The organism is Streptomyces sp. NPDC004721 (genome assembly GCF_053601495.1).
Window position 1 is genome coordinate 151,084 of the sequence record NZ_JBSGBZ010000017.1, and the last position, 24,489, is coordinate 175,572.

Below are 24,489 nucleotides of genomic sequence, written 5' to 3' on the forward strand. Positions count from 1 at the left end.
GCCTAAGCCCTCAGCCCGTTACGCCGCCGCGGAGTCCCGCCTACCTTCCCTGCCATGGATACGACGGGAATTCTCGACGAGGCGCTCCAACGACTGCACAGCTCGGGGCCGGAGCGGCTGGGGCGGCTCACCAATCACGCGCCGATGGCCGTCGAGGCGCTGGCCGCCCACGGACACGCGCGTTCGGTGCACCGCTGGCTCGATCTGTACGCACCCAGGCTGGAGGAGTTCCCGTCCGGCGTCGAACCGGTCACGGCCGCCGAGTGGCGGCGCGCGTTCGGTGATCCGCGCCGCGCAGCCGACTGGATCGGCTACTTCGGGCGGGAGGTCGCCGAGCGCCCCTGGCGCGACGTGCTCGGCGAGTGGTGGCCCCGGCTCCTGCCCGGCATGTACGGCGGCTCGACGCACCCGGTGATCCGGGTGGGCCACGCGGTCCGCACGCTCCTCGCCGGCGAGGCCACCGAGCCACGGCTGACCGAACTCGCCCACGGCCTCGGCTACTGGGCGGCCCGCCACCACCGCGTCACGGACCTCGTCCCGCTGCCCGGCGCCGACAGCGCGGCCGCCGCCCTCGACGCGGTGACGCCCATCGCCGAACGGGACGGCGGCTTCCCCGCCCGGCTCGCGCGTGTCAGGGGCCTGCCGACCTGGGCGACCGCGGCCACGGCCGCGGATCCCGACGCGGCGCACCGCCACCTCACCGAGCTGGTGCGGGCGGCCACCCACCGGTACGCCACCCACGGGCATGGCGAAGCGACGATGCTGGTCCACGCGGCCACGGCGCCCAACGCCGTCCTGCGCGTCCTGCCCGCGCTCCCGCGCCTTCTGTGGGCACCGAGCCTGCGGGCCGCCTGGACGGCCTCCGCGGCGGTGACCGCGATGTACGCGCCGGACGCCCCTGCCGCATACACCCCACCGGGCACCCCGACCCCCGAAGAGGTTGTCGAACTGGCCCTGGAGCACGGCGACGAACACGTCATCAAACTGACCGACACGGCTCTCGACGTCGGCGACGAACGGGCTCTGGCGGCAGCCCTGCGCTCCATCGAGCTGAGTGAACCACTGGGCTGACGAGGCTCGGCGGACGGGTGTGACGTTTCCGTCCCGCGCTGCGCTGTGCCTAGCGTGGAGATGAAAATCGAACGTTTAAGCGATACTGCCCGCCGTCTCACCCTCGTCGTCGCCCTTGCCGCCGTCCCCGTCGTCACCGTCCCCACGGTCGCCCGGGCCGGGGACACCGAACCGGCGGAGCTGGTGCTGACCGCGCCGGACAGATACACGCCGGTGCAGGACGTGCTGTACGCCTCCGGAGACACCGGCTATCTGCACCGCCGGGAGACGAGCGACGGCTCCACCGCGCCGTACCAGTGGCGCGGCTACGACGGCAGTGAGCGGACGGTCGAGGACTTCACCGGCAGACTGCCGGGCCAGCAGGGCTACTACGGCACCGGCACGGACACCCTGCCCGTGCCCGTCGACTCGAGCGGAGTCGTGCAGCTGCGCGACCCGGCCACCGGGAAGTCGACGCCGCTCACGGTTCCGGACGGCCAGTACACCGTGGGCTCGTTCGGGCAGACCGTGCTGACGATCTCGTACAACGAGGTATGGCAGGCGGACAAGCTGCACATCCTCCGCGTCGAGGACGGCGTGACCACGGACACGCCGGTCGAGCCGCCGTCGGGGATGAGGTTCGACCGGTACCCGGTCGCGGCCGGCGACGGGCGGCTGGCCGTGGTGAAGTTCATCCACACCTACGCGCTCGGTGTCCTCGACCTGACCACCGGCACCCTCATCCCCGTGACCACCCACGCCGTCGGCCTCGACGAACCGTGGACTCTCCAGGCAGCCGTCTCGCCCACCCACATCGCCTGGTACCAGCAGGGCATGCGCCAGGCCTTCGTGGTCCGCCGCGACGACCCCGACGGAGCGCAGACCTCCGTCGCCATGTCGCCCTCGGAGCAGGGCGACCAGGTCATCGGCCTTGCGGGCGACTGGCTGCTCACAGCCCTCCGGCCGCCGACCTCCCACGAGCACAACCCGCCCCTGACCCGCGGCGGCCCCCTCAAGGCCACCCCGCTCGGCGGCGGATCGCCGGTCACCCTGCTGGCCGCCGCCCAGCCCGACCTGACGCAGGTCCCCGGCGGCGGGGCGATCACGGTCGGCGGCGCGGACACCGGCGACTGGGCCGTGCGTCGGATCGAGGTCGCGGCGGACGGCGGTCTGACCCTGCGGACCCTCTCCAAGGTGCCCGCCGAACCGGCCAGGGTGCGCGGTGTCGCGCTCGCCGGCGGTCAGTTGGTCACCAGGGAGATCGACAGCGCGCCGCGTCCCTCGTACCACACGCGCAAAGTGACGCTCACCGGCACTCCGTCGGCGGGGGAGCGCTCCGAGGTGGCCACCGCGCCCCTCGAAGACAGTTACGGCCAGCCACTGGGCGCCGGGGACGGGTCCGTCGTGTACGTCCGGCACGACGACGCCGCCCAGCGGGACGTCCTCGTGCGGGCGACCGCGTCCGGCGAACGCGCCGAGGTCATACCGTTCGACCGCCCCACCCCGGCGTCCTCCGGCCGCGGCCTGTACGACGCCGCCGGACGGTACGCCCTGTACAACGGCGGTCTGCTCGTCGACTTCGAGGCGCCGGGCGGCGCGGCCGTGGTGGAGCAGCTGGACACGTCGGCCGCGCTGTGGGGCTCCAAGCTGTGGACCCCGGGCGGCACCGCCGGCCGGATCGAGGCGCGGGATCTGGCGTCCGGCACGGTGACCTCGTACACGGTCGGCGCCTCCTGCGCGATCCGGGACGTCCAGACCGTCGGGCGCTGGGTGTACTGGGACTGCCTGGGACGGGACATCACGGGCGACAAGTCCACCCCGTTCGGCGTGTACGACCTGCGGACCGGTGAGAACATCACGCTGCCCGAGCGCGGAAAGCTCGGCGACGGCTTCGTCGTCAACCAGGACACGAACGCGGGCAAGCTGCTGCTCACCGACTTCCACACCGGAACCGCGGCCGCGCCCCGGGTGCTCACCGACCTGCCCACCGTGCCCTGGGTGAAGAACTACGACGTCGACAAGTACGGCGGCGGCGTCGCCTGGCTGGACGCGGACGGAGCGGTACACGTCGCACCGAGCGGAGTACCCACCCAGGCCCTCACCGCGACCGCCACGCGAACCGACGCCGCGTTCGCCCCGAAGGCCGGCGCCACCTGGAACCCGGCGTGGCAACTCTCCAAGCCGTCCACCGGCGCCCACTTGGTCATCAAGAGCAAGAAGAAGATCGTGCGCACCCTCACCCCCACCGCACACGGCACCGCCCTCACGGCCCGCTGGGACGGCACCCTCACGGACGGCAAGCCCGCCGCCGCCGGCACCTACACCTGGGAACTCACGGCCACCCCAGAGGACGGCACAGGCGCCCCGCTCACCCTGACGGGCACCATCACCGTCACGACCGGCTCGTAACGGGAAGGCCGACTGACGGGCCCCCAACCTGGCGCGCAGAAAGCCGGGTTGGGGGATCCGCACGAGCCTGATGCGCGGCTGCACTGAAGCACCATCGCCTGGGTGGACGACCTTGTGGCGTCCGACCGGCCCCGAGGAACTGGAGCCGGAGCTGGTGCGTGGGCTGGACCAGCGCGCCCGGCCGCCTGCGCCCTCCATGGTTCGCTGCTCCCGGCAGCGGTGAAACGGTTCGGCGTCCGCCGGCGTCGTCCCTCCCTGGGGCACGGTGGCCGTGCCCCGGGGAGGGGAGACCGGGTGCACACGGACGGCTTCGCCAAGTGGACAAGGCAGTTCGAGGACGAGCGCGAGCGCAGGCGCGCCCAGGGCGACCCGGACTGGGGGCAGAGCGCGACGCTGCACCCGGCGGTGTGGGCCAGTATTCAGCGCTTCCAGGTCGGCGAGGACGGCGACGGCGCCAACCTCGTCGGCAAAGCGGATGAGGCCGGCGACCCCGACTACGCGCAGGCAGTCCGGCTCTTCGTCGCCGAGGAGCAGAACCACGCCCGTCTACTCGCCCGTCTGCTGGCGGCGGGTGGTGTACCAACCCTGCCCGGCCACTGGAGCGACACGGTCTTCGTACGGCTGCGGCGCCTCATGGGCCTGCGCATGGAACTGCTGGTGCTGATGATCGCGGAAGTGGTGGCCCTGCGCTATTACCGGGCCCTGCGCGACGGCACCGACGACTCGCTCACTTCGGATGTGGCCGGTCGGATCCTGTCCGACGAGCAGCGCCACGTCCCCTTCCACTGCGAGCGACTGCACGCCTCCCTGGCGGAGTTGCCCCGCGTAACGCGCCGCCCGGTGATGGCCCTGTGGCAACTTCTTCTGCTCGCGGCCTCCCTCGTCGTCGCCGCCGACCACGGCCCGGCGCTACGACGCCTCGACATCGGACGCCTGCGCTTCATGGCCGACGTCGTGACCTCATCCGGCGCGGTCGTCTCCGCGGTGCTGGCGCCTCGCCCGGACGCATGGACGAGCACGGGCTGACAACGGACAGCCCACCACTTCCCGAAGAACTCGGTCGACGGCCTGCCGTGGAGGTTGGTGTACTTCGAGGGTGGCCGACAACGATCTGGTGCTGCACCCGAGCCCGACGCAGTTCGCCGAGCTCAACGAGGTTCTCCGGGAGCTGACCGAGCGTGCCGCGAGGATCCTCGGCGACAACTTCGTCGGTGCGTACCTCCAGGGTTCCTTCGCCGTCGGCGACGCGGACATCCACAGCGACTGCGACTTCCTGATCCCTGTCCGCGGCCCCATCACCCGGGGTCAGGAAGCCGCCCTCCGGGTCATGCACGACGAGATTCCTGCGCGGACGGGGCACTGGACGCGCCATCTGGAGGGTTCATATCCCGACAGCACGGCGCTGCGAGGGCTCGAGGGACTCGGTCAACCCTGGCTGTACATCGACCACGGCTCGCGCACGATGGAATGGGCGACGCACTGCAACACCGAGGTCGTGCGATGGTCGCTGCGCGAACGCGGCGTGACCCTCACCGGACCGGACCCCAAGGAACTCGTCGACCCCGTCGGCCCGGACGTCCTGCGCGCCAGGATGCGCGATTACGCCCGGGACTTCGTCGCCGACCACGCCTGGCTCGACTACGACGTCGCCTGGTCGCAGCGCTACGCCGTCACCAGCCTCTGCCGCATCCTGCACACACTCGAAACAGGTCGGGTGACGTCCAAGAGAGCGGCCCTGCTGTGGGCGGCGGATCATCTGGACCTGCGGTGGTCGGGCCTGATCCGCCAGGTCCTCGACGACCGCCGGCTCGGCTTGGACTTCAACGACCCGCCGCGCCCGGGCAGCGTCGAGCGGACCGTCGCCTTCGCCGCGTACGTCAAGGCGACGGCCGGCGCCACGGACGAAGTGCCGTGAGACCCGATGAGGTAAGCGCGTCGCGGCAGAGGAACCATGTCCTGAGGCCGGGAAGCCACGACGCTCCGGGGTCGAGGGTCGTACGACTCCCAACTGCTCCGGGCGTCCGACCAGTGACGGCGGTGACGCGCCCGCAGCCCCGGTCACCTGGAGAAGGGCCGGTTCGGCCGGTCGCGTCGCGTTGCGGTATTTCAGTCCTCAATTGTCATTGGCATGCCATACGCTGCCATCTTCGGCAGCGTCCACGCACCCGTCGTCGGTGCGAGGGGGGATACGCGGCCTGTCCGTTTCCGCCCGGTGACAACCGGGCTTCTTCCGTGGGGGTTCCATCACTGTGCGCAGGCGAAGCATCTCGACCGCGACGGCACTCGCGGTCGTCCTCAGTTCCGTGGCCCTGACCACGGGCGTGGCGGGTCCGGCTGCGGCCGACTCCGCGAAGGTCCTTCCGGTGAAGTCGGTCGGCGACATGATCGTGGACGGTACCCACCAGCGGGTCTACGTCTCCGACCCGACCGCCGGCAAGATCGTCGTCACCGACTACACGGGCACCGTGAAGGCGACGCTCACCGGGCTCTCCGGCGTGACCGGCCTCGCGCTGTCCGCCGACGCCGGGCAGGTGTACGCCGCCGTGAAGAACGGCAACCGGATCGTCTCGGTGGAGACGGGGACGTACACCCAGACCGCGAGCTACCCGGTCGGCGCGGCGCCCGGCGACCTGGAGGAGGTGGACGGCCGGATCTGGTTCTCCTACGGCGGCGACTTCGGCTCGCTCGACGTCTCCGGCCCCGAACCCGTCGTTCACCTCGCCCAGCGCGGCGACACCGACCCCTACCCGGGAGCCGGGACGCTGCTGGCCGCCGACCCGGCCGTCCCGGGCGTCCTGGTGGCGGGCAACGGCTCCATGCTCGCCGTGTACGACGTCTCCGCCGACGGCGCCACCCTGCGCGCCGAGGGCGGCATGAGCAGCGGCGTGAAGCAGTTGGACCTGCTGCCCGACGGCAGCCAGGTGCTCACCTCGTGGGGCCCCGGCTACAGCCTCGGTGCCTACTCGACCACCGACCTCACCGAGCTGGCCGGCTACCCCGTCGGCGCGTACCCGAACGCCGTACGCGTCGCGCCCGACGGCACCATCGCGGGCGGCAGCTTCTCCTGGTACGACCCCGACGTCCACATCCACCGGCCCGGTGACCGGGTGCCGGTGCGGGAGTACGACTTCCCCAACACCGGCAACACCAGCGGCGCCGACACCCTCGTGGACGGAGCGCTGGCCTGGGCGCCCGACTCGAGCCGGGTCTTCGCCGTCTCCGTGAACTCCTACGGCACCCACACCCTGCGCGCCCTGACCGATCCCACCAAGGAACTGCCCACACTCAGGGTGTCGGCACCCGCCAAGGCGGAACGCGCCAAGAAGCTCACCATCACCGGCAAGCTGACCTCGAAGACGCTGCCCGCCGCGGGCACCGCCCTGAAGGTGACCCGCACGGACGTCGAGTCGCCGAACGGCAAGGCGCTGGCCGCCGCCAAGACCAAGGCGGACGGCAGCTTCTCCTTCACGGACACCCCGCCCGCCGGCGGCAAGGTAACCTACAAGGTCTCCTACGCGGGCGACGCCGCCCACATGCCCGCCTCCGGCTCGCGCGTGGTGGACGTCTCCCGCAAGGCGCCCGCGCTGACCCTGAACAACAACGGCAAGCTGTACTCGTACGGCAAGAAGGTCACCTTCACCGCGCACCTCGGCACGACGTACAAGAACCGCACCGTCTCGATCTACGCGGACCCCTTCGGCCCCGACAAGCCGAAGAAGCTGCTGAAGACGGCCCAGGTCAACTCCAAGGGCAACCTGTCGGCGACCGTCGGCATGACCCGTGACACCACCGTCACCGCCGTCTTCAGCGGCGACGCCCGCTACACCGCCAAGACCGTGAAGTCGACCGCGTACGCCCGGGTGAACGTCTCCACCGCCGTCTCCAGGCACTACAAGACGGGCAAGATCGGCTCCACGACGTACTACTACTTCCGCAAGAAGACCGACCCGCTGTTCACCACGACCATGAACTACTACCCCGGCCGCAAGCAGCGCTTCCAGCTCCAGGTGTACTACCAGGGCTCCTGGTACGACTCGGGCTCCGAGTACTTCGCCCTGTCCACCAAGGGCAAGTCGTCCGTGAGCCTGGAGGCACCGGGCACGTCCGGCATCCGAGCCCGCATGCGCTCGTCGTACATCAACGGCTCCTCCGGCGACAACGTCAACTCCACGACCCACGGCGCCTGGAAGTACTTCACCTTCACCAACTGAACCCCGCCCAAGCCGAACCGGTACGGCCCCCGACCCGCGGGGCCGTGCCGGTTCGGCGCGGAGGCGGCCGTGCACGTCGCAGGAAAGACGCGCTTGCTCCGGGGCGCGTCATCGTGCGGGTGAATGTCCTTTACCCCCTGTCCCCACATCACGGTCATGCGGAGTTCGGCAGAAGTTTTCCCGCCGGACGACTCGGTGGCCTTCCGTCCGAAAGGGGCACGCCTAGCCTTTCCCTACCTGTGATCCGTGCTGACCCCGGGTCAATTCGTCGCGAGATGATTGAGGTCATCGGTTTCATGAAAAGCCGCTCCCTGCTTCGCAGTTCGGCCTCCCGGCGCCTGCTCCGTCCCGTCGCCGAGCTGCTCGACAAGCGGATCGAGCGGCAGGTCCGCTCCGCCGTCGCCCGGTCGCAGTCGCAGAACGAAGAGCTCCAGCGCGACATCCAGGTGCTGAGACAGCATCAGTACACCTTCGACCTGCTGGTCGGCCCCCGCGCCCGCGGTATCTCCCGGATCGTCGTGCCCGGCGCCATGGACCGTCTCCAGGCCGAGGTCGCGGCGCTCGGCGGCGGCGACCGCCAGGCGGCCGAGCGCAACGTCGCCGCGGCCTACCGGCTGCTGGTCGCACTGGAGTCGCTGGGCGTGGGCCGGATCGCGGGCGGCACCATGAACATCTGCGGCAAGCTCGGCTCGATACCGCTGCTCGACCCGCCGAACGACGAGGTCCTGGAGATCGGCACGCTGTACGGGATGTTCTCCGCCGGACTCATCCGGATGCTGGAGCGCGACGGCCGCAGCCCGAGCCTGACCATCGTCGACCCCTTCGCCGGCGTGCAACTGCAGCCCGGCACCGAGCAGCGGCCCGACCCCACGGGCACGCCGGTCGACGAGCACGCCGTCCGGACGAATCTGGCGCTGGCCGGCCCCGCGGGCGTCGCCGCCCGGATCCAGCGGGGCTTCTCGGAGGACCACGAGACCCGCGCGGCCGTCTCCGACCGCCGCTACGGCGTGATCATCGTGGACGGCGACCACTCGGCCGAGGGCGTGGCCAAGGACCTGGAGTGGGCGGAGGAGATCGCGGCACCCGGCGGGATCGTCGTCCTCGACGACTACCGCGACCCGAAGTGGCCGGGCATCAAAGAAGCGCTCGACAAGCACCTCGCGGGCGACACGCGCTTCACGTACCTCGGCAAGGCGGCGCGATCGGCCTTCCTGCGGGCGTCCTGAACACCTCACGGGCGACGGCCATCACGGACCGGAGTAAGGAAACTCATGCTCTGAACTGGGGAAGCTTATGGCGTCCAGGGGCGATTGCTGAGCTGCCCTGCGCGGGAACGGCGCCGGGAAACAGCGGAGCCCGGGCGCCACTCAGGCGTCCAGGCTCCGTGGTCAGCGGTGTCCCCCCGGTCTGTGTTCTATTCGGTGATGTCGATCTTGTCGTGGGACGGTTCGGCCGATGTCGGAGCCGATGATTCGACCTGCGCCGGGATCTTCGTCGTGCCGCGTCCGGAGAGGCCCTGGAGGAGCTGGGCGAGGTCGACGCCAGTGGTGGAGCTGAGGAGTTCCATGCCCTGGGCGACGTTGTCGGCGACCGCGCGCGGGAGTTGGCCCGCGCCGTCCGTGGAGATGACGGTCAGCTTGTCCACGGCCGACAGCGGCTCGGCCGCCTTGCCGACGACCTGCGGCAGCACCTCGACCAGCATCTGGAGCACCGCCGCGTCGCCGTACCGTTCGAAGGCGTCGGCCTTCTTGTGCATGGCGTCGGCCTCCGCCGCGCCCTTGGCGGCGATCGCGGCCGCGTCGGCGTCACCCTCGATACGAACGGCCTCGGCGAGCGCCGCACGGTGGGCCTTCTCGCCCTCACCGGTGAGCCGTGCCCGCTCGGCGGCCGCTTCGGCCTCCTTGACCAGGGCGATGCGGTGGGCCTCCGCCTCCTGCTCGGCCCGGTAACGGGCGGCGTCGGCGGGCTTGCGGACCTGGGTGTCCAGTTCGCGGTCGGTCAGCGCGGCCTGCCGGGCGGCGACCTTCTCCTGCTCCTGCAGGACCTCCTGCTGCCGGGCGGCCTCGGCGAGCGGGCCGGCGGCGTTGGCGCGGGCGGCGGCCTCGTCCGTCTCGGCCTTGATCTCGGCCTGCTTCAGCGCGTAGGTGCGCTGGGCGATCGCGATCTCTTCCTCCGCCTTGAGGCGGGCCTGTTCGGAAGCGCGCCGGGCGACGGCCTCGGCGATGTCGGCCTCCTGCTTGGCGCGGGCCGCCTCAGGCCGGCCGAGGTCCTCCAGGTAGGAGCCCTCGGTGGTGATGTCCTGGATCTGGAAGGCGTCCAGCACCAGACCCTGCCCGGACAGGCTGGCCTCGGCCTCCTCCGCGACCTGTCCGGCGAAGGCGGCCCGGTCCCGGATGATGTCCTCGACGGACATCCGCCCGACGATGGAGCGCAGCGCGCCGGACAGCACCTCCTGGGTGAAGCCGACGATGCCGTCCTGCTGCTGGAGGAAGCGCTGGGCCGCGGCGCGGATCGAGTCCTCGGTGCCGCCGACCTTGACGATGGCGACGCCCTCCAGGTTGGCCTTCACCCCGCGCAGCGTGACCGCGCCCCGGACGGCCACCGGAATGTGCCGACTGGACAGGTCGAGGGTGAACTTCTGCTGGACGAAGGGCACGACGAAGACACCGCCGCCGACCACGACCTTCTGGCCACTGTTGTCGGTGGAGACACGGCCGGTTTCGGGGTCGGTGGACTTCTTGCCGCGCCGTCCGGTGACGATGAACGCCTCGCTGGGACCTGCGACCTTGTAGCGGGTGACGACGGTGAGGGCCAGCAGGACCAGGAGTACGACGACTCCTATCACGGCAATCAGTACAGGGCTCATGTGTGGAATCCCCTCAGCCCTCCCCGGGGGACGGCGAATTGGAACGGATCAGGAACGGACGCGGAAGGAAGATGAAGGAAGATGAAGGGGCGGGCGTGTGGGTCTCGTGGTGTGGCGCGCCGCTCCGACGGTCAGTCTTCGACCGGCCGGACCGCGACCGAGGTCGCGGACAGCACCGACTCCACCCAGACCTCGGCACCCCGCGCCACCGGCACGGAGCACTTCGCGGCCAGCTTCAGCGGCTGCCCGGCGAGATACACCAGCACCTCGCCGTACCCCTCGGCTGGAATAGCGGTCACCACGGAACCGGAGCCGCCGACGAGATCGCCGCCCTGTGGAGCGGCCGAGCCCTGCTCCCGCATCAGGACGCGGCTGAGTTTCCACGTCAACCAGCCCGCGGCGACGCCCGCCACCACACCGATCGCCGTTGCCCCCGTGACCCCCAGACCGGTGGTGCCGAGCGCGATCGCCCCGCCGAAGCCGAGCATGGACACGAATCCGGCGATGACCGGCAGCGACAGCAGCCCGTCGAACAACCCGTCCAGCACCCCGCCGAACAGGCCTTCCAGGATCCCGTCGAAGATCAGCGAGAGCACCAGCAGGACCAGTCCCGCGATACCGAGACCCACAAACCAGTTCATTCGGGCCCCGCTTTCACTCGGCGATCTCCCCGGCCTGCATATTGCCATGCGATCGGGTGGCAATACATTGCCTGCCCTCGGCAATCTTTACGCGCACTTGATGCCGCCTTGATACGGCCTTCGCCCGGATGTCGACGTTCCGCTGCGGCTCGTGACGCCGAGTACGGGCGCGAAGCTCAACGACGGTACGGTCCGCCGCCCTGAAGGCCGACGCCTGTACTGCCGGAAGCCGTGCGCTGCCCGCAGACGCACCGCCCCCGGGTGGGGGACGGCGCGCACCACGGTCAACGCTTCCGTTGCCGGACCACGGAAGCGGCAGCGTCTCACACGTAGTCGCCCCTGGCCGCCGAGTAGTGCACCACGGCGGCCGGTGTGCCGTCGGCGAGGATGCCGGTGATCCGGAAGTACGACGTCTCGCCGAGCGGCAGGCGCACGGCGGCGCGGTAGATGCGGTTCGGGGCCGCGGCGATGGAGGTGACCGGTTCGTACGTCCTGGTGGCCACGTTCCAGCGCTCCAGGCGGTGCTCGGTGATGCCGGCGCAGGCCGTCATGTCGGAGCAGGCCCACTCCAAGCGGCCGGTTCTGGTCACGGCGTCGGGGTTGAGGACGGTGAGCACGCCGGAGTCCTCGCCGAGGGCGTCGTCGGGCCTGTTGTCGAGTTCGGTGGTGGTGACGGTGGGGGCCAGGTCGAGGCCGATGTGGTTGCCCCACTGGTCGATCGCTACGACGAGGAAGGTCACCGTCTCGCCCTCCGCCGGTCCGGCGCACAGCATCGCGTTCGGCAGGGCGGTGGGCTTCTTGGGGTCGACGGCGTCGGAGCACCCGTCACTGTTGTAGCCGGTGCTGCCGTCCGGCCGCCGTACGACGCGGGTGGCGGCGTAGCTCAGTCCGCTCTCGGCGGGGGCGTCCCAGCTCAGCAGGACGCCGTCGGCGCGGGGCGTGGCGGTCAGGCCGGTGAGCGGGGCCGGGGGAACGCTGTCGGGGGTCACCGAACGCGGCGCGGACATCGGGGACGCGTTGCCGGCGGCGTCGGTGACCACGGCGGCGTAGGTGTAGGTGGTGCCGTCGAACGCCGGCAGTTCGTCCACGTACGCGTAGGGCGACGTCGGCGGCGAGTCCTTCGACGCTGTGCCGATGAGTTCGGGGCTGTCGCCGAGGGTGTCGCCGGTGGACCGGTAGATGCTGATGGTGCCGCCGATCCTTATCTCCTCCTCGGTCCGGCTGTCCCAGTTGATCTTCAGGGAGCTGGGGGTGTTCGCCATGTGGGACACGGCGATGACGGGTGCCGTCGGGGCGACGGTGTCGACCGGGGTGACCGTCAGGACGGGTGTGCTCTCGGAGAGGTTCCCGGCGCGGTCGGTGACGCAGATGTAGTAGCGGATGGGCTTGCCGTTGCGGGGCAGTTTGGTGTCGGTCCAGGAGGTCCTGTCGGTCAGGACCATGGGGATCCAGTCACCCACCGCGGTCTGCCGGTAGACCCGGTAGTAGGCGAGGTCCATCTCCTTGTTGGGCGCCCAGGAGAAGGTGGCGGAGTCGGTGCCCTTGTCGTACACCACCTTCGCCCCGGTGGGTGCGAGAGGGGCGACACGGTCCACGGTGGCGCTGGTGCGGGGGGCGTAGGCGAACTTGACGGCGGCGGCGCCGGTCCAGTTGACGTAGTCGACGCGGAGGGTGTGGGTGCCGCGGGGGATGGTCAGGTTGACGGTCCGGGAGACGGTGCTGGACCCGTTCTTCCACAGGTCGATCTTGCGCGCGCCGTCGAGGTACACACGGATGCCGTCCTGGCCGGAGGCGGTGAACGCGAAAGGACCTCCCGAGCCGAAGTCGCGGGTGATCTGCCAGCGGACGCCGAAGTTGTCCTTGGCGACGCCGGGGACCCCGGGCGAGTTGGTGCCCCAGTTCTCGTTGATCACGGTGTCGGTGTCCGTGCGCTTCGGCGTGCCCGAGAAGGAGGTGTTCGCGAAGAACTGGCGCAGGAAGACCGGGTTCCCGGTGACCGAGACGTCGGAGGTCCCGGCGGACATGTTGCCGGACTTGTCGACGGCGCGGACCTCGTAGAGGTGGGTGGTGCCCCCGGCGGTGGTGTCGGTGAAGGACGTGCCGGTGACCGTGGCGACGGGAGCGCCGAAGGACGTCTGGGCGGGGGTACGGCGGTAGACGCGGTAACCGGCGAGGTCCATCTCCTTGTTCGCCGACCAGCGCAGGAAGTTCCGCCCGGGGCCGGCGTCACGGGCTATCGACAGCCCGGTGGGTGTGAGAGGGGCGACACGGTCCACGGTGGCGCCGGTGCGGGGGGCGTAGGCGAACTTGACGGCGGCGGCACCGGTCCAGTTGACGTAGTCGACGCGGAGGGTGTGGGTGCCGCGGGGGATGGTCAGGTTGACGGTCCGGGAGACGGTGCTGGACCCGTTCTTCCACAGGTCGATCTTGCGCGCGCCGTCGAGGTACACACGGATGCCGTCCTGGCCGGAGGCGGTGAACGCGAAAGGACCTCCCGAGCCGAAGTCGCGGGTGATCTGCCAGCGGACGCCGAAGTTGTCCTTGGCGACGCCGGGGACCCCGGGCGAGTTGGTGCCCCAGTTCTCGTTGATCACGGTGTCACAGTCCGTGCGCTTCGGCGTGCCCGAGAAGCTGGTGTTCGCGAAGAACTGCCGGGTGTAGGTGTTCGTCGCGCAGGTCGCCGCCGACGCCGGAGAGGTGGCGACCGCGACAAGAGTGCCCGTCATCGCGACCACCACCGCGGTCGCGGCGGCCAAACGGGATCTTCCGACACTGCTCACTGCATCCCCTTTTGAGCGTGTGACCGTCCCTCGGACAGTCGTACGAGAAGTGGGATGCATGAGAGCAGCCTGTGGTTGTACGGCCAAGCGGTTTCCGGTCGCCGCCGGTGACGAGTGTCTCAGGGGAGGGTCGATTCATACCAGTTCGGGTCGTCCGAGACGCCGGTCGGGAGACCATGAGCCACATGGACCGCCTGCTCAAGCGACACCGGCAGAGGAAACTCCCGTCAAGGCCTGCTGCCATTGCCCCGCGGCCGATGATCGCGGGGCAGCGATCGAGGCAGGAACGGCGATGGCCGTCACACTCTGCTGTCAAAGGCCCCGGACCATGATCGGTCCGGGGCCTTTGCCTGGTGCCTCCGGCAGGTGGCACCGCAAGGAGCCGCCCCCGACCACCGAGTGGGGCCGGGGGCGGCTGCTGTGGTGCGACGGCTCAGAGAGTCTTGTCGTTGACGAAGAGCTTGGCCGGGCCGCTGGAGGTCCTTACGCCGGCCTCGATGTTGCCGTACGTGGTCGCACCCTCGGTGATCGCGCCGTCGGTGATGCTGTCTGGCGTGATCGCGCCGTCGATGATGGCGCCGTCCGTGACGGGGCCCCCAGTGATCGCGCCGTCGGTGATGCTGTCTGGCGTGATCGCGCCGTCGATGATGGCGCCGTCCGTGACGGGGCCCCCGGTGATCGCGCCGGGCGTGATGACGTTGCTGAGAGCCGTGATCTTGTCGGCGTTGGCGCTGCGAAGGCAGTCGTCCGGGTTCTCGCCCGGAGCCGAGTCCCACTTGCCCCACTGCACATCGGTCACGGGCTGGAACGCATAGTCGCCGAACCGGTATTCACCGAACTTGTAGTCACCGAACGACCAGTTGCCGAACGACCAGTCACCGAACGACCAGTCACCGAAGGAGGCCGGGGAGTTCCAGCTGGTGGCCCCGGCCTCGTATGACGGCTCCCCCTTCCAGCCGCTGAGGATGAAGCCGGTGTACTGGTTGGCCTTGCGGGCCTCGACGTTGAGGTCGTGACCGAGGACGCCGGTTCGGCTGCCGGACCGGGTGCCCTCACGGGAGGCGTCCCGGCTGCCCTCGCTGATGCCGACGTGCGAGACGGTCCGGGTGCCGGTGCGCTCGCCGTCGCGTACGCCGTCGCGGTGGAACGTCTTGGTGCCGTTTCCGTTGGTGTAGGTGCAGGTCAGATCCTGCGACACGACCTGGGTGGCAACCTGGGCGCCGGTCTGGGTACCCAACTGGATGCCGACCTGCGAGCCGATCTGCGAACCGGCCTGGGTGGCCTCCTGCGACAGGGACTGGGACGCCCTCGGTAGCAATGGCCGACTGCGCGACGTCCTCCGAACTGACGCACTTCGGCTGCCTGTGGAGCGAAATGCCCGAAGAGGGAGCGTGTCCGTGCGCACTAAATCCCACCATCACTTTTAACGTACCGCTTATGAGGACTAACTTTCTGTCACCGCTGGCGCGAAGGCTGTCAGCGCTGACAGCCGCCGTGGTGATCTCAGTGACTTCTGCGGCAGGCGCGGCCTCGGCCGGTGGGACGTTCCTCGGCCGTTTGCACACGGTGCGTGAGATCGCCTCCACGGTCCCCGGGAACGGCGACGTGAACCCCTACGGCACGGCCGTCGTCCCGCGTGACGTCGGGAAGCTCCACAGAGGCAACGTACTGGTCAGCAACTTCAACAACAGCCAGAACCAGCAGGGCACGGGCACCACCCTGGTCCAGATCAGCCCGCGCGGCACCGCCACGCTGTTCGCCCGGATCGACCCGGCCCACCTGCCCGGCCGCTGCCCCGGCGGTGTGGGTCTCACGACCGCCCTGAGCATCCTGCCCGGCGGGTGGGTGGTGGTCGGCAGTCTCCCGACCGCCGATGGCACCTCCGCCACGGCCAAGGCGGGCTGCCTGCTCGTACTGGACAGCCACGGCAAGGTCCGCGAGACGCTCGCCGGACACGGCATCAACGGACCGTGGGACATGACCGCCGCGAGCTACGGCGACCGTACCGACCTGTTCGTCACCAACGTGCTCAAGGGCACCGTGGCGGGCGACGGCAACGAAGTGGACCGGGGCACCGTCCTGCGCATCACCCTCAAGCGCCATCACAACAAGCCACCGCAGCGGCTGAAGACCACCAAGATCGGCTCGGGCTTCGCCCAGAAGACCGACCCCGCCGCCCTGGTGATCGGCCCGACCGGCGTCGGCCTCGCCAAGGACGGCTCGCTCTACGTCGCCGACACGGTCAAGAACCGGATCACCGTCATCCCGCGCGCGGTGACTCGGGAATCCAGCGCCGGCACTGGCCGGGTGGTCAGCAGGGGCGGCAGGCTCAACGGTCCCCTCGGCCTGGCCATCGCGCCCAACGGCCACATCCTGACCGTCAACGGCGGTGACGGCAACATCGTCGAGACCACACCGGCAGGCCGCCAAGTAGCCTTCCGCCAGCTCGACAACAGCGGCACCCCGCCCGGCGCGGGCGCGCTCTTCGGCCTGGCGGTCGACCTGGACCGTGACGCCGTGTACTTCGTCGACGACGCCACCAACTCCCTGAACGTCCTGAAGTGATCCACGACAAACGCCAGAGGCCCTGGCCCGCCCCGTAGAACAGGCAGGCCAAACAGGTCAGCCACCTCCTGACGACCAGCAGGTGGCTGACCTGATCCTGCACTGTCGGGGGTGGCGGGTTTCGAACCTGCGACCTCTTCGTGCCGAAGCAACTTGGGCGAGCGCTTGACCTTGGGCTGGTGTCTCGCGTACCTGGACCGATGGGCCGCGGGCGTTGTCACGCAGTGAGACACGCAGGCGGGTTGCGTCCGGGAAGTGGTGGAGCGGGGTAGCTGGGGGGACGGACCTCAGGAGCAGTCAAGTGTCACACCGCAGGTCGGCGTGGCTGTTGTGCGAGCACCTCTCCTGGATCCAACCACCGTGATCGACCGCCTGTAGGTGCTCGTATCGCTCGTTCGGGTGCGTATCCCGTGCAGGTGTCAGCCCCGATGTCCAGGATTGACCTCGCGATGTGTTTCCTCGTGAAGGTGAGAGAACATGCCGACGTACATCACGCTGCTGAACTGGACCGATCAGGGGGTCCGAGACTACAAGGACACCGCGAAGCGCGCTGAGACCTTCGGCGCAGCGGCACAGAAGATCGGGGCGAAGCTCCTGAACATCTACTGGACCGTCGGTCCATACGACCTCGTGGCCATCGTCGAGGCACCCGACGACGAAACTGCCACCGCAGCACTCCTGCATCTCGGCGGGGTGGGCAACATCCGTTCCACGACTCTGCGGGCCTTCGGCCAAGGGGAGATGGAACGCATCATCGCCAAGGCGACTGTCTGACGACCTCCACTCACTGCAAGCGAAGGCGATGAGCTGGCTGAGCAGGGCGCCTTACAGCCCTGTTGAGGGGATCGAGTCCGCCACCTGCGTACAAGCCAGGGCTACCACTTGCCGGTCAAGGTCGTCGGATTGCCGTGGACGGCCATGAAACCGCGGCGCGTGAGACGGAGCCTGATACGGGCGCCGCCGAGCGACCTCGGAGGGCGGTCCGGGTCGCCTGCCGTCAACTGCTGCCGCCAAAACGGCCCGGGCCATGATCGGTCCGGGCCGTTTGTGCTGGTGCCCCCGGCAGGATTCCTGCGGCACCCGCTTTAGGAGAGAGGTAGAGGCGTCCTGCCCGTGACCTGCGGGCTCCGTGGTCGAGCTCGCAGGTGTGTCCAGGCCCGCCCGTCGCCCTTGTTGACCGCGGCTGACCCCTGCATCTGGCACGGCTGTGGCACGCGGCTCGTTGCCCTGCGCTGCGGAGGCCTCGGTTTACATCTCGTTCCATCCCTCTGGTACCTGGCTCGGGACCCAGGACGACCTGTCGTGCTCAGGGGGAGGCCCCACCGTTCATGAAAGTCACCGCTGCGTCCTGGTCCAGTTCCCAAGGCACCCATCCGCGCCGGCGTGTGGGCGAAGGCCGGCACACGTGGAACAACTGACGTGCACCCTGTGACGTTTGAGCATGCAGTTGCGCTTGGCCTTTCGGGCACCCGTGTGACTGCCGTGTCCCGACCACGACAGCTATGACAAGGGGATGACAGTGGCTGCGCGTACAGCACGTCACCGGCGTTCAGTGAAGCGTCGCATATTCGCAGGGGTGTCCGTCGCTGCGGCGGCCGGGATCGCGCTCACCGCGACGATGGCCCTGAACGCCGAGGCCGCCTGGACGGCGACATGGAACGTGTCGGCCTCCGGCTGGTCCGCCGCCGACTCGCCTCAAGTCTCGGTTGACCGTCAGGGCGACGCTCTGCTGGCCTGGACGGCCGGCGACCTGTCGACGACGTACTCCTACCAGCGGGTCCAGACCAGGGTGAAGTTCGCGAACGGCACGACGGGCGCGATCCGCACGCTGTCGCCGGACGGTGCCGCGGTGTCCTGGCCGGAGGCCGACTCCGACGACACCGGCGATTCGGCGGTGGTCTGGCAACAGGACAGTCAGGTCATGGGCCGGCGGGTCTCGGCCTCCGGCAGCCTCGTCGGACCGCTCCGGAAGCTCTCCACGTCGGCGCCCGCGACCACCCCGGTGGTCGCCGTGACGCCCGGCGGCAGCGCGATGGCAGCGTGGACGGAAATCCGCGACGGAAGCTGGTACGCGGTCGCCCGCCGCCTCAACCTCGACGGAACGGTCGGCGCGGCCGTCACCCTCGGCTCGGGCTCGGCCGAGAAGCCGGCCATCGGCGTCGACCGCAGCGGCCGGTTCGTCGTTGCCTGGGCGCGGGCCTCGGACGTCGTGGCCAAGCGGATCACGTCGACATCCGTTTCCTCGACGAAGGTGCTTACGTCGCCGATCGCGTCGTATGGCGGCTTCGGCATGGTGCGGGTCGGCGTCGACCGGGACGGCGACGCGGTCATCACCTACCACTCCGGCGGCGGCACCGTCTCGCAGGTCTGGGCCTCGCGCTGGAGTCGCACCGGCACGCTGGCGGCCCCCCTGCGCATCTCGGCCTCCACGGACAACGTGGGCTTCCACCACGCGCTCGCTACCGACCTCGACGGCGACTCGATGATCGTGTGGACCCGCTACAACAACGGCAAGCTCGAGTTGCTCGGCCGCCGGCTCTCCGCAGGCGGCACCCGCGGCAGCGTTGCCACTCTCGGTCTCGGCGACCGACCCGACCTGGCCCTGGATGATGACGGCGACGGCATGCTGGTGTACCACACGGTCGTTCCCAAGTCGACGCCGCCGTACAGTTACACGAAGACCAGCGCCCGCTTGGTCAGCCGCTCCGGTACGTTCGGCACCGCGAAGACGCTCACCTCGGACGGCCGGGTCCCCCAGGTCGGCGCCCGCCCGATCTCCCGGTTCACGGTGATCTGGCAACAGGAAAGCTTTCCGTACACCATCAAGTCCGTCGCCGGTCCCTGACATGACTCCGGCACGCACCAACTGATCGCCGTACACAGCAAAAGCCCGGGTTGATGACCCGGGCCTTCTCCATGGAGCGGGTGACGAGAATCGAACTCGCGCTCTCAGCTTGGGAAGCTATGGGCATCTAGGGCTTGCTCCGGGCCTGAGCTGTGGCGGAAGGGCGGCAGGCGCACCTGGGCGAAGAACAAGGAGATGGACCTCGCCGGCTACCGCGTCTACCGGCGCGTCCAGAACGGCTCCTTCCCCGCCAAGCCCCTCGCCACCACGGCCTCCACTTCGTATACCGACACCCCGCCCGCCACCGGCGAGACGCACTCCTGCCAGGTCCGCGCGTACGACAAGGCGGGCAACGAGTCGCCGGGCAGCGCCGTCAAGAGCGTCGTCACCGTGGACCGGACGCCGGCCGACCTGGCAAGTGACGCCGCTGTTCCCCGTGCCTCTCAGGCGAGTCCGCAATGGCCCGATGGGCCTCGATCTTCGAGACTCGCTTTCTGCCCCTGCGTCAGGTGCAGACGGTGCCCACGGGTGGGAGCTGACCGTTCAGAAGGTAGCGGTCGATGGCGGTGTCGACGCAGGTGCTGCCCTGGAAGAAGGCCGTGTGGCCGTCGCCGTTCCGGGTGAGGAGGCGGCCCGAGGAGAGCTGGCGGGCGAGCGCCTGGGACCAGACGTAGGGCGTGGCCGGGTCGCGGGTGGTGCCGACGACCAGGATCGGCGGGGTGCCGGGTGCGGTGATGCGGTGCGAGGGCTGGGTCGGCTCGACCGGCCAGTGCGCGCAATCCTGGAGGAAAGTGGAGTAGAACGCCCCGAACTGGGGTGAGACACGGACGAAATCGGGGAGTGCCGCCTCAGCCTGCGCGGGGGTGAACCGCGGGCCGAGCGGGGCGCTGAGGCAGTTGACCGCCGTCAAGCCCAAGCCGCCGACGACGGAGTTTTTCTGGTCCGCGGCGGAGAGTTTCTGCAGCCCGGTGGTGTCGCGGCGGGTCACCTTGCTCAGCAACACGCGCAGCTCCTCCCACGCGGGCGCCTGCAGCGCTATCGCGACAACAGCAAGGAGGAATTGCCCTGTGATGGTGACGTCCTTGCCTGGCTGGAGCGGGTTCTGGTCGAGTGCGGCCACCAGGGCGTCGAGGGTGCGGTTGGCTTCCTCGACAGAGTGGCCGACGGGGCAGTCGGTGCGGGTGGCGCAGTCGGCGGCGAAGGACTCCCAGGCGACCTGGTGTCCGTGCGCGGAGTCCAGGAAGCGGTGGTAGCCATTGATGGAGGGGTCCACGGCTCCGTCCAGGACCATGCGGCCCACACGGGTGGGGAAGAGTTCGGCATAGGTGGCCCCGAGGTAGGTGCCGTAGGAGAGGCCGAGGAAGTGCAGCCGTTCGTCTCCGACGAGGGCGCGCATGAGGTCCAAGTCCCGTGCCGCTTCCAGGGTGCCGACGTGGGGCAGTAGTCGCCCGGCGTGCAGTCGGCACGCATCGGCGGTCTTTTCGTTCACCGCGTCCATGCCCTCGAAGTCCGGTTTCCCGGCGGTGGTGATCACACCTGCATTGGGGAGGGCCTTGGCCGTGTCGGTGTTGCAGTCCACCGGGGTGCTGTCGCCGACCCCACGCGGGTCGACCGCGACCAGGTCGTAGGCGGCGCGCACCGATGGCGAGAAGGCATCAGCGGCGGCCCACAGTCCGGTGATGGCCGGGAAGCCTGGACCACCGGGGTTGTACAGCAGGGAGCCGATCCGTTTCGCGCCGGTCCCGGTGGCCCGTTTGCGGGTGGCCGCCAGCGAGATGTCGCCCGCGTCGGGGTGGGCGTAGTCCAGCGGCGCCTTCAGGGTCGTGCACTGGAAGGCCGGTTTCTTCGGGCAGGGCTTCCAGTCCAGTTGCTGCTGGTAATAGCGCAGCAGACCTGCCGGGACGGGGGCCGTGGCGGCGGCGGCCTCCGTTCCGGCGGGTGCCACGCTCAGCCGCAGGTGGGTGGCCGTGCACGAGGTCAGCAGCAGCCCGCCGGCGCTCAGCACCGCAAGCGCGCCGCGGAGCCTGCGCCGGGGTATTCGGTCACTGGTCGGGTCAGCGTTCATCGCCAGCCTCGCTTCTGCCCGCGCTGGACACAGGACTTGTGGGGATCGAGGGTGGGGTCGCGATCGTCGGCCCTGGCGCCGGGACCCGTCCTCGAGCGGCGCTCTCTCCGATCCGCCTCGCGATGGGTAACCAATGCACCACAGATCGTGTTCGTGTGACCGTTCGACTGAGCCGAATGTGTGAACCGTGCTGCTTCACGTTTCATACGAAGGCCCCGTCATGAGTTCCCGCGGCCATAGGCGGGGTCACAAGTGATGGAACCCGCTCTGACCTGCTCTTTTCGCAACGAAGAGCCGCGACGTGTTCTGACCTCATGCACTGCGCGCCCGCCCGGAGGAGCGAAGCGACGACGGGTGCTTGATGAAGTAGAGAAAGTCTTACCGCGTGCCGCCTGGGGCCTGTTCTAGGGCCTGTCCGACGGGTCGCGTCACCGACCCCGCACCCGACAGCACTGTCACCCGAATGGCGCAGCATGACGTGCCGCCCACATGGATGAAAGTCAAGCTGATTAGTGCCCTAACCGAGGCAATCCGTGAAAGAGGAACCGAATGCGCATTCGACGAATCCTCGCCGCCGTCATCGCCACGGCAGCCCTCGCCGGACTCAGCCTCACAGGCGCCGCCACCGCCACCGCACAGGGTGGCTTCACCACCCCTTCTCAGTGCAGGGAGGGCGGCGGACAGCCCTATCTGCACAACACCGTCAAATGCTGGGGCGGTAAATACGACGGGATGGTTGTCGACTAAACCCCACAAGGTGCCCCGCAGCCACGCGCCGCGGGGCGCTCCCGCGCGAGCGTAGCCGGGAGAGTCGCAGGGACTGTGCCGACCCGTCGGGCACACTAGGCCGGGCTCACAGGTGCCATGTGCTGAGCTTGCTCAACGCTTCGGCGCGTTCCTCAATGATCTTCATGCGGGGCACGCCGCTCGACTTCGTGGTGGTGGGTGTCCCGAGCAGTGCTCTGGCCGGGCAACTTGCGGTAGAGCAATCCGCACTCCTCGATGAACCACCCGGTGCTCACGGCGTTCAAGGCCATCAAGAGGCCGGTGTCCTCAGAGGCTGGGAGCGCCATCCAAGTTGGCAGGCGTCCGCCTACGTCTTCACCACCCGCACCGGCCGCCCGGTCGAGCCGCGCAACCTGTACCGCTCCTTCACCCGCATCGCCCAGTCCGCCGGCCTCCGAGTGATCCGCCTGCACGACGCCCGCCACGGCACAGCGACCCTCCTCACGGCGGCCGGAGTCGCGCCGCGCGTCGTGATGGAGATCCTGGGGCCACTCCCAGATCAGCATCACCATGGACGTCTACACCCACGTCGTGCAGGACACCCAGCGCGAGGCCATGAGCCACATGGACCGCCTGCTGCGGAGGCGCCCCGGTCGTCAGTGACCGCCCCCGTTGATGTCCAACCTGGATGTCAAAGGCCCCGGACCATGATCGGTCCGGGGCCTTTTCGCTGGTGCCCCCGGCAGGATTCGAACCTGCGACACCCGCTTTAGGAGTTCCTTCCGCGAGTGTCCAGGCCAGGAACGCGGTCGACTGTCGCCGTCGGCGAGGTGCAGGACTGTGCCTTCGGATACGGCAACGTCCGCTGCCGTTGCCGTCAAGGATTGCCGTCAAGGCCAGTGCCACGGGGCATGGTTGACGGTCAAACAGATCACGCCAGCAGTCACAGCTGTGGTCTACTCAGCTCTTGTGATGAACGTTGGGGAACGACGGCTGTTCCACTTCACGCACGTGCGCAACCTGCGTGACATCCTCGCCGAGAAGCAGTTGGTCTCGGACACCGTCATGCAGGGCCGAGGGGGCGTGCTGAGAGAGTGCGGAGACAGGGCGGTCAAAGCTGAACGGCGGTCGCGACAGATCACTGTCCCGCCATACGGTTGTCCAGCCGACTACGTCCCGTTCTACTTTGCCCCACGCTCCCCCATGCTCTACGTCATCAGCCGGTTCAGCGACGGCAACTGTGCAAGCGCGATCACCAGGCACTTCACCGACTTGAGCATGATGCCAAGCGGCTGGCCGCCGTCCCGATCGCGGCGCCCCTCGTCCCCGTCCAGCCGGGCCACGTCCCGGCGGTGGCGAGCGTGGTCCTGCCCGACGGGCGGGTCGTCACCGGCTACGCCATCGAGCCCGCCAAGCCCGAACCGGTCGCCGCGAAGCCGGCCGTCTCCCGCGCCGCGGTGAACGTCGCCCTCGGGGGCGTCGGGTTCCTCGCCGCCTGCGGCGGCCTGCTGCTGCTCACCACGTTCATCGCCGCCCTGACCGCGCTGATCACCCAGCTCATCATCCTCGCCGCCGTCATCTTCGGCGGATGGATCGCCGTACAGGTGCTGAGCGCGAGCGGCCACAAGGGCGGCACCACCGTGAACATCCGCAGGGCCGTGATCAAACGCAACCACTTCCACAGCTAGCGCGTGCCGCTGCCCTGCCGATTACGACCCGCGTACTGGCCCACCCCCATCACGATGAAGCCGGTCAGCAGAAGCCCGCCACCGAACAGGGTCCCGAACGACCGGATGCCGGGATTGCTGATCACCAGCCCGAAGACCACCTGCCAGCACAGGGCGAAGGCAAGCACCAACTGCCCGCAGCCGTGGAGGCGGACGCGGCGAACGTGACGCTGGTTCCAGGGGGGCACCCAGCCACGGGTAACCGCCGCCACGCCCGAGGTGGCGATGAGCAACGCCAGCAGAACAAGAGGTATGGCGAGGTAGAGCCTCATGGTCCCTCCTTGCGCGCCGAACCCACGCCCGACGACACCGTGCCGCTGCCCTGCCGATTACGACCCCTGTACTGGCCCATCATCATCAGGATGATGCCGGTCAGCCCAAGCGCGCCGCTGAACAGCGCCCCCCACGGCCGAATGTCGGGGTCAGTGAGCACCAGCCAGAACACCACATACCAGAGCATGCCGAAGGCCCACACCAACTGGCCCCAGCCATAGAGGCGAGGGCGGTGGACCGGCCGCCGGTTCGTGGGGAGCCTGGGGGGCACCCAGCCACGCGTAATCCCCGCTACGCCGGAGGCGGCGAAGAGCAACGCCATCAGAACACC

The 24,489-nt window shown here is 69.4% G+C and carries 19 protein-coding genes and 2 pseudogenes; 13 read left to right on the forward strand and 8 right to left on the reverse strand.

Features of this window, described 5'->3' with window-relative positions; all coding sequences use genetic code 11:
* Positions 1-54 precede the first annotated feature (54 nt).
* The 6 genes from ACWEK3_RS18195 to ACWEK3_RS18220 all read left to right on the forward strand — a co-directional run bounded on the left by ACWEK3_RS18195 (position 55) and on the right by ACWEK3_RS18220 (position 8,896).
* A complete protein-coding gene (locus tag ACWEK3_RS18195; protein WP_453250097.1) occupies positions 55-1,071 on the forward strand; it encodes a questin oxidase family protein in 1,017 nt (338 codons plus the stop codon).
* 60 nt (positions 1,072-1,131) lie between these two features.
* On the forward strand, positions 1,132-3,459 hold the full coding sequence (locus ACWEK3_RS18200; protein ID WP_453250108.1) for a FlgD immunoglobulin-like domain containing protein: 2,328 nt from the start codon (positions 1,132-1,134) through the stop codon (positions 3,457-3,459).
* 294 nt (positions 3,460-3,753) lie between these two features.
* Positions 3,754-4,485: a ferritin-like domain-containing protein gene (locus ACWEK3_RS18205; protein ID WP_450546490.1), complete on the forward strand. Its 732-nt coding sequence runs from the start codon at positions 3,754-3,756 to the stop codon at positions 4,483-4,485.
* 70 nt (positions 4,486-4,555) lie between these two features.
* Positions 4,556-5,374, forward strand: a complete 819-nt coding sequence (locus ACWEK3_RS18210; RefSeq protein WP_450546489.1) for an aminoglycoside adenylyltransferase domain-containing protein — start codon at positions 4,556-4,558, stop codon at positions 5,372-5,374.
* Positions 5,375-5,708: 334 nt separating this feature from the next.
* Positions 5,709-7,670: an Ig-like domain repeat protein gene (locus ACWEK3_RS18215; protein WP_453250098.1), complete on the forward strand. Its 1,962-nt coding sequence runs from the start codon at positions 5,709-5,711 to the stop codon at positions 7,668-7,670.
* A gap of 296 nt (positions 7,671-7,966) precedes the next feature.
* On the forward strand, positions 7,967-8,896 hold the full coding sequence (locus ACWEK3_RS18220; RefSeq protein ID WP_453250099.1) for a class I SAM-dependent methyltransferase: 930 nt from the start codon (positions 7,967-7,969) through the stop codon (positions 8,894-8,896).
* 188 nt (positions 8,897-9,084) lie between these two features.
* Here ACWEK3_RS18220 and ACWEK3_RS18225 read toward each other — a convergent pair whose 3' ends face one another.
* The 4 genes from ACWEK3_RS18225 to ACWEK3_RS18240 form a co-directional block, all read right to left on the reverse strand.
* Positions 9,085-10,536: a flotillin family protein gene (locus ACWEK3_RS18225; RefSeq protein ID WP_453250100.1), complete on the reverse strand. Its 1,452-nt coding sequence runs from the start codon at positions 10,534-10,536 to the stop codon at positions 9,085-9,087.
* A 131-nt stretch (positions 10,537-10,667) separates the two neighbouring features.
* Entirely contained in the window at positions 10,668-11,177 is a 510-nt protein-coding gene (locus ACWEK3_RS18230; RefSeq protein ID WP_450546485.1) for a hypothetical protein, read from the reverse strand.
* Positions 11,178-11,500: 323 nt separating this feature from the next.
* Positions 11,501-13,903, reverse strand: coding sequence for a PA14 domain-containing protein (locus tag ACWEK3_RS18235; RefSeq protein ID WP_453250101.1), 2,403 nt, complete (start codon positions 13,901-13,903; stop codon positions 11,501-11,503).
* Between the two features lie 487 nt (positions 13,904-14,390).
* On the reverse strand, positions 14,391-15,275 hold the full coding sequence (locus ACWEK3_RS18240; protein WP_453250102.1) for a hypothetical protein: 885 nt from the start codon (positions 15,273-15,275) through the stop codon (positions 14,391-14,393).
* A 188-nt stretch (positions 15,276-15,463) separates the two neighbouring features.
* On the opposite strand from ACWEK3_RS18240, the gene ACWEK3_RS18245 reads away from it, so the two are divergent.
* The 3 genes from ACWEK3_RS18245 (at position 15,464) to ACWEK3_RS18255 (ending at position 19,367) form a co-directional block, all read left to right on the forward strand.
* Entirely contained in the window at positions 15,464-16,522 is a 1,059-nt protein-coding gene (locus ACWEK3_RS18245; RefSeq protein ID WP_450547540.1) for a hypothetical protein, read from the forward strand.
* 477 nt (positions 16,523-16,999) lie between these two features.
* Positions 17,000-17,296, forward strand: a complete 297-nt coding sequence (locus tag ACWEK3_RS18250; protein WP_071364106.1) for a GYD domain-containing protein — start codon at positions 17,000-17,002, stop codon at positions 17,294-17,296.
* Positions 17,297-18,098: 802 nt separating this feature from the next.
* On the forward strand, positions 18,099-19,367 hold the full coding sequence (locus ACWEK3_RS18255) for a hypothetical protein (protein ID WP_453250103.1): 1,269 nt from the start codon (positions 18,099-18,101) through the stop codon (positions 19,365-19,367).
* A 505-nt stretch (positions 19,368-19,872) separates the two neighbouring features.
* Here ACWEK3_RS18255 and ACWEK3_RS18260 read toward each other — a convergent pair.
* Positions 19,873-21,432, reverse strand: a complete 1,560-nt coding sequence (locus ACWEK3_RS18260; protein WP_453250104.1) for an alpha/beta hydrolase — start codon at positions 21,430-21,432, stop codon at positions 19,873-19,875.
* A 549-nt stretch (positions 21,433-21,981) separates the two neighbouring features.
* Between ACWEK3_RS18260 and ACWEK3_RS18265 the strand changes: the two genes are divergently transcribed.
* The 3 genes and pseudogenes from ACWEK3_RS18265 to ACWEK3_RS18275 all read left to right on the forward strand — a co-directional run.
* Entirely contained in the window at positions 21,982-22,179 is a 198-nt protein-coding gene (locus tag ACWEK3_RS18265; protein WP_453250105.1) for a hypothetical protein, read from the forward strand.
* Positions 22,180-22,511: 332 nt separating this feature from the next.
* Positions 22,512-22,821 (forward strand): annotated as a pseudogene (locus tag ACWEK3_RS18270) (tyrosine-type recombinase/integrase); the annotation flags it as partial.
* 309 nt (positions 22,822-23,130) lie between these two features.
* Positions 23,131-23,331, forward strand: a pseudogene (locus ACWEK3_RS18275) (DarT ssDNA thymidine ADP-ribosyltransferase family protein); the annotation flags it as partial.
* 35 nt (positions 23,332-23,366) lie between these two features.
* Here ACWEK3_RS18275 and ACWEK3_RS18280 read toward each other — a convergent pair.
* Complete coding sequence (locus ACWEK3_RS18280; protein WP_453250110.1) at positions 23,367-23,501, reverse strand: hypothetical protein; 135 nt, start codon at positions 23,499-23,501, stop codon at positions 23,367-23,369.
* Here ACWEK3_RS18280 and ACWEK3_RS18285 point away from each other — a divergent pair.
* Positions 23,451-23,846 (forward strand): hypothetical protein, encoded by a 396-nt coding sequence (locus ACWEK3_RS18285; protein ID WP_453250109.1) that lies wholly within the window; start codon positions 23,451-23,453, stop codon positions 23,844-23,846. The genes ACWEK3_RS18280 and ACWEK3_RS18285 overlap by 51 nt on opposite strands.
* On the opposite strand, the gene ACWEK3_RS18290 is transcribed toward ACWEK3_RS18285, so the two are convergent.
* Positions 23,843-24,157 carry a hypothetical protein gene (locus ACWEK3_RS18290; RefSeq protein ID WP_453250106.1) on the reverse strand — a complete coding sequence of 105 codons (315 nt, stop codon included), beginning with the start codon at positions 24,155-24,157 and terminating at the stop codon, positions 23,843-23,845. The two genes, ACWEK3_RS18285 and ACWEK3_RS18290, sit on opposite strands and share 4 nt — an antisense overlap.
* Positions 24,154-24,489, reverse strand: a 336-nt coding sequence (locus tag ACWEK3_RS18295) for a hypothetical protein (RefSeq protein WP_453250107.1), incomplete at its 5' end; no start/stop codon positions are given. The genes ACWEK3_RS18290 and ACWEK3_RS18295, both read right to left, overlap by 4 nt.